General features: G+C 48.8%; 10 protein-coding genes. 8 read left to right on the top strand and 2 right to left on the bottom strand.

Annotation, left to right across the window (positions count from 1 at the left end; translation table 11 throughout):
* Both KDK15_RS18450 and KDK15_RS18445 read left to right on the top strand, forming a co-directional pair.
* Nucleotides 1-215: hypothetical protein (locus KDK15_RS18450; RefSeq protein WP_257296863.1), on the top strand; the 215-nt coding region annotated here is incomplete at its 5' end.
* A gap of 242 nt (nt 216-457) precedes the next feature.
* The gene (locus KDK15_RS18445; protein WP_257296862.1) at nt 458-2,389 is read left to right on the top strand and encodes an ATP-binding cassette domain-containing protein; all 1,932 of its coding nucleotides are present in this window, start codon (nt 458-460) and stop codon (nt 2,387-2,389) included.
* Between the two features lie 28 nt (nt 2,390-2,417).
* Here KDK15_RS18445 and KDK15_RS18440 read toward each other — a convergent pair whose 3' ends face one another.
* On the bottom strand, nt 2,418-2,651 hold the full coding sequence (locus KDK15_RS18440) for a cell division protein ZapB (protein ID WP_257296861.1): 234 nt from the start codon (nt 2,649-2,651) through the stop codon (nt 2,418-2,420).
* Between the two features lie 305 nt (nt 2,652-2,956).
* On the opposite strand from KDK15_RS18440, the gene KDK15_RS18435 reads away from it, so the two are divergent.
* From KDK15_RS18435 to hemW, 6 genes are all read left to right on the top strand, one after another.
* Entirely contained in the window at nt 2,957-3,181 is a 225-nt protein-coding gene (locus KDK15_RS18435) for a hypothetical protein (RefSeq protein WP_257296860.1), read from the top strand.
* A 241-nt stretch (nt 3,182-3,422) separates the two neighbouring features.
* The gene (locus tag KDK15_RS18430; protein WP_257296859.1) at nt 3,423-4,568 is read left to right on the top strand and encodes a homoserine O-acetyltransferase; all 1,146 of its coding nucleotides are present in this window, start codon (nt 3,423-3,425) and stop codon (nt 4,566-4,568) included.
* Nucleotides 4,565-5,170, top strand: a complete 606-nt coding sequence (gene metW / locus KDK15_RS18425; protein ID WP_257296858.1) for a methionine biosynthesis protein MetW — start codon at nt 4,565-4,567, stop codon at nt 5,168-5,170. The genes KDK15_RS18430 and metW overlap by 4 nt, the downstream gene beginning before the upstream one ends.
* The gene (locus KDK15_RS18420; RefSeq protein ID WP_257296857.1) at nt 5,170-5,679 is read left to right on the top strand and encodes a DUF4426 domain-containing protein; all 510 of its coding nucleotides are present in this window, start codon (nt 5,170-5,172) and stop codon (nt 5,677-5,679) included. The genes metW and KDK15_RS18420 overlap by 1 nt, the downstream gene beginning before the upstream one ends.
* Before the next feature lie 73 nt (nt 5,680-5,752).
* Nucleotides 5,753-6,376, top strand: coding sequence for an RdgB/HAM1 family non-canonical purine NTP pyrophosphatase (gene rdgB / locus KDK15_RS18415; protein WP_257296856.1), 624 nt, complete (start codon nt 5,753-5,755; stop codon nt 6,374-6,376).
* 22 nt (nt 6,377-6,398) lie between these two features.
* The gene (gene hemW / locus KDK15_RS18410; RefSeq protein ID WP_257296855.1) at nt 6,399-7,550 is read left to right on the top strand and encodes a radical SAM family heme chaperone HemW; all 1,152 of its coding nucleotides are present in this window, start codon (nt 6,399-6,401) and stop codon (nt 7,548-7,550) included.
* A gap of 25 nt (nt 7,551-7,575) precedes the next feature.
* Here the strand turns inward: hemW and KDK15_RS18405 are convergent, their stop codons facing one another.
* The gene (locus KDK15_RS18405; protein ID WP_257296854.1) at nt 7,576-8,826 is read right to left on the bottom strand and encodes a hypothetical protein; all 1,251 of its coding nucleotides are present in this window, start codon (nt 8,824-8,826) and stop codon (nt 7,576-7,578) included.
* Nucleotides 8,827-9,104: the final 278 nt, after the last annotated feature.

Below are 9,104 nucleotides of genomic sequence, written 5' to 3'. Positions count from 1 at the left end.
ACGCAGAGCGCCAAAGGGAACGTCAAAGGGAGTATAGGCAGCGCCAAAGGGAGCGCTATCAGAATGATCCCGCTTATGCCGAGCGCCAAAGGGAGCTTCAAAGGGCGCGCAGGGAGAGAAATCAGAGAGTCAATCAATCGCAATCGGTTGAAACGGTCAACCCTATGGCAATAAGGATGCAGAGTACGAATCAAACGAACGAAAGCACTAATTAATCCTTTCCTAACGGTCATCGACTCTTGGGAGTTACTATAGATAAATTGAACAAGTTGTTTAATGTCCGGCTTTTTGTTCAAAAAATTTTTTGCCTTCTCTGAGTTGGCAGTTTATACCGTCACCCAGTCTTTGCTGCTTCGATGATAGCTTCTGGCAGGAGCGGCAGTATGTTTTTTCCGGCGTCATGGTAGGCAACTTTTATTATTTGGTTTGGCCGTACGCCCATAATTATACTATGTCAATGATCACATTGAATTCCATCAGCCTTTTAAGGTCTGGCAAGCTCCTTCTGGAGAATGCATCAACAATTATCCATTCCGGTCAGCACGTTGGCCTTGTGGGTGCTAATGGCTGTGGCAAATCAAGCCTGCTTGCGTTGCTTACCGGAGATTTGCAACCTGATAAAGGTGAGCTTGCGTTTGATAAGGGGCGTGGACTGGCGCATATGGCTCAGGAAATTGATGTCCTGGACCGTAATGCTGTGGACTATGTATTGGATGGTGATGTTGAGCTGCGCCGGATAGAGCAGGCGATTGCTGAGGCAGAAACCGCAGGAAAGCACGAAAAACTGGCCGATCTCCATGAGCAACTGCTGAGTGCTGATGGTTACACCGCCCGTTCCCGGGCAGAACAGTTGTTGCATGGATTGGGCTTCAATCACCAGGTACTGAAAAAAAATGTCCGTGATTTTTCCGGAGGATGGCGGATGCGCCTGAATCTGGCTAAGACCTTGATGTGCCCGTCAGACATCATGTTACTCGATGAACCCACCAATCATTTGGATCTTGATGCCATTGTCTGGCTTGAAAACTTTCTCAAGCGATACCCGGGAACGTTGCTGGTTATTTCCCATGACCGGGATTTTCTCGATGCCAGTACGGATCACACACTTCACATAGAACATCAGACACTGTTTCAGTACCGTGGCAACTATTCGGCTTTTGAGCACCTTCGCGCACAGCGACTGCAACAGCAGCAGGCTGCCTTTGAGAAGCAGCAGAAGCTGCGGGCTCATATGGAAAAATTTGTTGAGCGTTTCAGGGCCAAGGCGACCAAGGCCAAGCAGGCTCAAAGTCGCCTGAAGGCAATTGCAAGGCTTGAAGATATTTCAGCGGCCCATGTGGATTCACCATTCTCTTTTACCTTTCCGGAAGCCGATAAGATGTCTGCACCGTTACTGGTATTGGATACGGCTGAACTCGGTTATGGTGATAAGCCGTTATTAAAACTTAACATCAACATTCAACCTGGCAGCCGTATCGGTTTGCTTGGCGCGAATGGTGCTGGTAAATCAACCCTGATCAGAACGCTTGCCGGGGAATTGCCACTGATGTCGGGCAGGGTTCATCAGGGAGAGCACTTAAGTATTGGCTACTTCGCACAGCACCAGCTGGAGAGTCTGGATTTCAATGCCAGCCCTTTGCTTCATCTGCAAAGGCTTTCCCCAGAGGCCAAAGAGCAGACGTTGAGAAACTTTCTTGGCGGATTTGGTTTTCATGGGGATAAGGCCCTGGAGTCGATTCAAGGGTTTTCCGGGGGTGAGAAAGCGAGACTGGCCCTGGCGATCATTGGTTGGCAGAAGCCAAACCTGTTGTTGCTTGATGAGCCAACCAACCATCTTGATCTTGATATGCGTCTGGCCCTGACCATGGCCTTACAGTCATTTGAGGGGGCGGTGATTCTGGTTTCCCATGACCGTAACCTGATTCGCAGCACCACCGATGAGCTTTATCTGGTTCATGATGGCCGCATGGAAGAATATTCAGGTGACCTTGATGACTACAGCCAATGGCTGGTTCATCTTCGCTCTAAGGAACGTAATGAATCCCTTAGCGCCAGAAGCGTAGAGAATGGAGGGGAACCAGTCGGCTCTTCACAACAGAACGCACAACAGAAAAAAGACATACGACGCCAAGAGGCTGAAAGGCGCAAAGCACTAAGGCCTTTGAAGCAAAAAGCGGAGAAGCTTGAAAGTCAGCTGGAAGACCTGCAATCCTCACTTGCGCAGGTTGAAGAACGGCTCTCTGACCCTTTGATATACGAAGAAACAGCCAAAGAAAAACTGAAAGAGCTGCTAACCCGGCAAACAGCACTTAAACAGCAGGCTTTAGAAACAGAAGAAGCATGGATGGAAGCTTTGGAGGCCATCGAAAGCGCCGAAACCAACGGATAAAATTGTGGGGCATGGATGCCCCATAATTTTATGCGACCGCTTCCTGCTCGCTGGTTTCTTCCTCTGTTACGATATCCAGTTTACCCAAAAGAGCGGTCACACGTTCACCCCATGCGCTGAGTTCCTGCTTAAGCTGGATATTCTCTTCTTCAAGGCGGGTATTAGCAGACCTAAGGTCTTCTACTTCCATTCTTGACAGTTCCAGTTTGTCAATCAGGTTCTGGAGTCTTGATTCAAGCTGGCCTAGGGATTCAATAGACATAACGACATTTGCACCGAGAGGTCTGTGAAAAGTATTTAATAGTTTGCACTATTGCGGAAAGTTACGATAGCACGTTTTTATCGGTTTTGATCACAAGAGTTTACCGCTATTAAGAATACTTCAGTAAAGCCTGACTATACTAGGTTTAATTCAAGATAATCGTTGAATTTATCGGTACCAGTACGATGCATTTTAAAGCAGAGCAATCTGTTGCCTTGTGGGCTCATTCCGAATGAAGCTTCATTGCAGGATAGTCCTTCATAGGAAGACAAGTACCCAGAAGCCTGTTGCTTCGGGAGTTCCAAATGAGCAAGACTTCTCAGCCCTGTGCCAGAATTATTTCAGCCTTGAATGTTGAAGATGAGGCGATTCGGGCCTTCTATATTTCCCTGATCAACAATCAAAGTGTTGATGAATACATTAATGAACGACACCTGCACTTTTGCTCACGACAGGTTGAAGGTTACTTTTTGAGCCATGTCCTGGCTTTGACAGAACTGGCTTTGGAGTTACCTGTCGTCAGGCCGTGACGGTCTGGGGTTAGCCAGGGAATCGTCGGATATCAATCCCGGATAAGCTGACAAAAAAAAATGAAGACGATAAACTGCCTGCAATTTCCGCTGCTCTCGTCGTTTCTGTGAGAGCGCTCTTTAATGATTAATAACAAGATTGAAGCGCCATAGTGAACAATCTTCAGTAAAGCTAAGCGGATCGGGAAGAAGGCGCTTCCAGTGCGTTGTGCTATGGCCAAGAAAGAGAAACAGGAAGTTTATGCCTGAATTGATTCCTGCCGATTCGGTTGGTCTCGTAGCGCCCACGGCGATACCGTTTGATCAGCCCCTGTCGTTGAACTGTGGCGAGCAGCTGGAAGGTTTTCAGCTGATGGTTGAAACCTATGGTGAGCTGAATCAGTTCCGCTCCAATGGGGTACTGATCTGCCATGCCCTCAGTGGACACCATCATGCGGCAGGCTATCACAGCATGACAGATCGTAAGCCCGGCTGGTGGGATAACTTTATTGGCCCGGGAAAGCCAATCGATACCCGCCGGTTCTTTGTTGTCGCTCTCAATAACCTGGGAGGGTGTCACGGCAGTACTGGCCCAACCAGCATCAATCCCAAAACCGGCAAACCTTATGGGCCAGACTTTCCGGTGGTCACTGTCGCAGACTGGGTTAACAGCCAGGTAATGCTGGCTGATCATCTGGGTATTTCGCAATGGGCTGCGGTGATCGGTGGGAGCCTGGGCGGGATGCAGGCACTGCAATGGAGCATTGCCTATCCCGAAAGACTTCGCCATGCCGTCATCATTGCTTCAGCAGCCAGGCTTTCTGCCCAGAATATTGCCTTTAATGAAGTAGCCCGCCAGGCCATCATGTCCGATGATCAGTTTTCTGGTGGTCGTTACCTGGAAGAGAACAACATACCCCGCAAGGGTTTGGGGCTTGCCCGTATGGTAGGGCATATCACTTATCTGTCTGACGATGCCATGGGGGCCAAATTTGGCCGTGAGCTGAAAAATGAAGGCTTCAGTTACGATTACAATGTTGAGTTTCAGATAGAAAGTTATCTTCGTTATCAGGGCGAACGTTTTTCCGGAAGTTTTGATGCCAACACCTATCTGTTAATGACCCGGGCTCTGGATTACTTTGATCCTGCCAGTGACTATGAAAACAGCCTGCCAGATGCCCTCAGCAGGGCAACTGCCAGGTTCTTTCTGGCATCATTCTCAACCGACTGGCGTTTCTCGCCCGAGCGCTCGCGGGAAATGGTTGATGCACTGATGGGGGTGGATAAGGATGTGACGTATCTTGAAGTGGATGCTCCCCAGGGACACGATGCTTTTCTGATGGATATTCCCCGTTACGTGCGTGGTTTGTCGGCCTATTTGCACCGGGTGGCGGAGGAGTGCTTGTGAGCCGGGGGGATTTTGAGATTATCAGGAACTGGGTTGCACCGGGTAGCCGGATTCTTGACCTGGCCTGTGGTGATGGACAACTGTTGTACGAGTTGCAGCGAGAGAAGCAAGTCAGTGGCTATGGTCTGGAAATTAATGCCCAGGATATTGAAGCCTGCATTGAGCGGGGGGTAAACGTCATTGAACAGAACCTGGATCGTGGGCTAGGGAACTTCAGGGATGGTAGTTTCGATACCGTTATTATGACTCAGGCGCTTCAGGTGATGCACTTCCCACACCTTGTGCTGGAGGAGATGCTCAGGGTTGGACGGGAATGCATTGTCACTTTTCCTAACTTCGGGCACTGGCGCTGTCGCCTCTATCTTGCGGCCTATGGCCGCATGCCGGTCTCGAAGTTTATGCCTTATACCTGGTATGACACACCCAATATTCACTTTTGTACCTTCAGGGACTTTGAAGCGCTGTGCCGGGAGAAAAATTACCGGGTATTGAACCGAATGGTGGTGGATCAATCGTATAAAAGCGGCTTGGCGGGCCGTGTCTGGCCAAATCTGATGGGTGAAGTGGCCATTTATCAATTAACAACCGGAGAGATTGCATAATGGCGATGCTGCACAGTATTACGTCAATGACTCAGCGTTTGTTGGCATGCCTGGCCCTGTTGGTGTTGGGGGTTATTGGGGTGGTTAATCCGGTGATGGCTGAAAGCCAGATTCCAGAAGCCCGGGTGATGAATCAGGAACCCATTCAGATGGGCAACTATCGGATTTATTTCAGTGCCTTCAGCAGTACATTTGTGCCGCCTGGTATTGCACAGCAATATAATCTCCGTCGAGGTAGCCGTTACGGTATCGTCAATATTGCCATTCGTGATGTTTCATCCGATGAACTGGGCACCGCAGTTACCGGTAGGGTCAGTGGCCATACGATGAACCTGCTGACTCAGAAAAGCGGCCTGAAGTTTTCTGAGGTCAAAGAGGGCAGTGCAATTTACTATCTGGCCGATTTTAAGTTTTCAGATGAAGAGCTGCTAAAATTTGCCATAGATGTTAAGCCTCAGGGCAGCTCGCGAAGCGAGACACTTCGCTTTGAGCAGATTTTTTACCATTAAAATGCCGTCTGTTAGTTCTGTTCGTGTTGCGACATTTTAATCAGGGGTAATGTGCTGAATTGTGAGAAACAGTATGAAAGAGGGGATTCGCAAGGTTGTGCTTGCCAGTGGTAATCAGGGCAAGCTGGCGGAGTTTCAAAAGATGTTCGAGCCTCTGGGGATTATCATGCAACCCCAGAGTGAGTTTGGTATTGGTTCCACCTATCCGGAAGCGGAAGAGACGGGCCTGACCTTTATTGAAAATGCCATTATCAAGGCCCGTTATGCTGCGGGGGTATCAGGCCTTCCGGTTATTGCCGATGATTCGGGCCTTGAGGTTGATTATCTCAATGGCGAGCCTGGCATCTATTCTGCCCGTTATGCCGGGCCAGAAGCCTCTGCGGCAGATAATAACCAGAAGCTGTTGCATCGATTACAGGGGCTTAAGTCGGCCGAGCGAACCGCACGATTTCACTGTGTGCTGGTATACCTTCGTCATGAGCATGACCCTACTCCGATCATTGCTCATGGCCAGTGGGAAGGCTATATCATTGAAGAAGCCCTGGGAGAGCACGGGTTTGGCTATGACCCACTGTTTCTGGTGCCTGCAGAGCACTGTACGGCGGCGGAACTGCCTTCAGGGTTAAAGAATCAGCTGAGTCATCGAGCCCAGGCATTACAGCAGTTGGTTGCCCGCCTCAAGGAGATAAAACACTGAAGCTTGCTTCAGTGCCGTTAACATGCTCAAACTTCCGCCTCTCAGCCTATATATTCATGTGCCATGGTGCGTGAAGAAGTGCCCTTATTGTGATTTCAACTCGCACAGGATCACTGGCGACATACCTGAAGATGCCTACATCAAAGCGTTGCTGCATGATATGGACAACGAATTGGACAGCGTTCAGGGGCGCCCGATCCATTCCGTTTTTATTGGTGGTGGCACTCCCAGCCTGCTGACGGCAAACGCTTATCAGAAGCTGTTTAACGGCCTTCAGGCGCGGGTAAGCTTCTCGGATGATATTGAGATCACCATGGAAGCCAATCCGGGTACCTATGAACACGATCGGTTTCAGGCTTATCTGGAGGCGGGGGTGAACCGGCTTTCATTAGGCGTTCAAAGCTTTCAGGATGAGAAGCTGGCCGCCCTGGGACGTATTCATTGTGCCGATGAAGCGCGGCAGGCCATTGCCGCAATCACCAGCCATGGCTTCAGCAATATCAATATCGATCTGATGCATGGTTTACCGGAGCAGTCTCCTGAAGATGCACTTTACGATCTGAAGCAGGCCATTGGCCTTAAGGCAGCGCATATCTCCTGGTATCAGCTGACCATTGAGCCAAATACGGTTTTCTACGCTAAAACACCGGTATTGCCGCCCGATGATACGCTCTGGGATATTCAGGAAGCAGGGCAGACCCTGTTGGCATCAGCGGGGTTTCAACAGTATGAGATTTCTGCCTACAGTCAGCCCGGGCGACGCTCAAAACATAACCTGAACTACTGGCAGTTTGGTGACTATATCGGTATTGGCGCTGGTGCCCACGGAAAGTTAACCCATGCATCTACCGGGGAGATTTATCGTAACTGGAAAACCCGCATGCCAGCAGATTACCTGGCTGCTGACAGCTATATTTCCCATGCCTTTGAGGCAGGGCGACGAGTGCTGGAAGCCGATGAGCTGCCCATCGAATTTATGATGAATGTACTGCGACTTCATGAAGGCGTCGATGTACAGCTCTATGGTGAGCGAACGGGACAGGCATTGAGCGGTATCCTCCAGAAACTGAAACTTGCCCGGCAGAAAGCGTTGCTGGAACCTTTAGAGTCGAGGCTAAAGCCTACTCCTACAGGCAGGCTTTTTCTGAATGATTTGCTGGAATTGTTTGCGTAAGTGATTTGCTGGTATTCAGGCGTGGTCAGGTCCGGTGTGTTCTGCGGGACTCGCCTCCTGAAGACATGGAAATATCTATCTCGAATGTGACAAGCTTTTCGCGATCAGGTTTTATCTTTTTTGTTGCCTCCATAAATTTATGAACACACTTCTTTACTTTCTTTTTGAATTCAGGGATATCAGCATTGGTCAGGCCAACCACATTGTCTGTCTGGTATTGACGGGCCAAGGTATCCAGGCTTATTCGGCTACTGTGTAAGGCTTGGTTAGCAATCCATTTTGATGTTGCTCCCCAAGAGAGATTGTTGTAAGCACCCTCTAAAGCCGCTCGAAGATATTCAAGACCTTCGCTAACATCTATTCGTGCGCACTCAATAAGCTCATCCACTAATGTTTCCAGCGTTGATGCAATATTTTCAGGCGTATGCAACACCTTATAGGTTGATCGAATAGTTCTGCTTTGAAAGCCCGGCCAGTTCTCAGGGAGGCACCTTTCACTACTGAGCGTAGAAGGTTGAGTCGACATTGTTGCTGAGGATCTTTTCCAAAAAGGCTCGAGGTTTTTTTTAAATGGCTGGTTAATGCCTAACAGCAATTCTTTACGGTCAGCCTCTCGTTTTGCCTTCCATTCAGCTCTTCTTTTTTGGCTCATCCTTTGCTCTATCTCCTGCATTCTATTCTCAAAACCACCTGGCTCTGAAGGTCTGGATCTGGTTGGTAGCTCGCTTCCACTTATCGTTGCTTTTTGTAAAATGGTTCTTAAACCATCGGGATCTGTTTGGCCTGATGCTGCCGATGACTTTCGACTACTGGTATTGGATTCTGTTCTGCTTGATGAGGAATGACTGTCCTGTCGTGAGTTTACCGATGGCTGTCGAGGCGTATCACTTGAATAGGTGGGGTTTGCAGCTGAAGGGTGTTTGAATAGATCTTCTACTGTGATGCTAAATGTTGGTTGGCCAATGGTACCCGGAAGGTTTTGAGGAAGGCTTGTCTGTTGCGATGATGCCCTGGCGCTTGATTGACCAGAATGTATACCGGTATGACTTTTGAGATAGCCAGGCTGCGAAGAGAACGCTCTTGTTGTTATGTTATGTGTTTTTAAATCTCTTGGACTTGTGGCTGACTCATAAACCCGGGGAGATTGTGGTAATTGTTTATCTTGTGAATAAGTAGCCGAATACATTGCAGGCTTAGGGTGAGGCTGTCCTGACGCTTCCCGGGCAGCAAAATTCTGGACTGGTCGAAGCAGGTTTGGACGTATTGGATCTGCCATTTTAGATACCCGTTAAGTTAATTTAATGGGTATGTAGATATTTATTCTATTGGATAGTTTTAGATCGAGTGGAACCTTCTACTGAACCTGAAATTGAGAACCGCTATAACATTGTCCGTATTGGGGGCATATCGGCGTTTACCGCTTAACTTTTCAGGGGCAGTTGAAATAAAAAGCAACGAACGCAACAAGCCCTGTTAGACTTGGCCTGTGGAGGTCTTAAGGTCGCAATAATACAGTCATTTCCCTGTTTCCAGGGTGGTGTATTGTATTTAGGA

The sequence above is a fragment of the Endozoicomonas sp. YOMI1 genome (genome assembly GCF_024606345.1).
Classification (GTDB): domain Bacteria; phylum Pseudomonadota; class Gammaproteobacteria; order Pseudomonadales; family Endozoicomonadaceae; genus Endozoicomonas.
The sequence above is the reverse complement of the archived record's forward strand: the minus strand, read 5'-3'. Positions and strand labels throughout refer to the sequence as shown.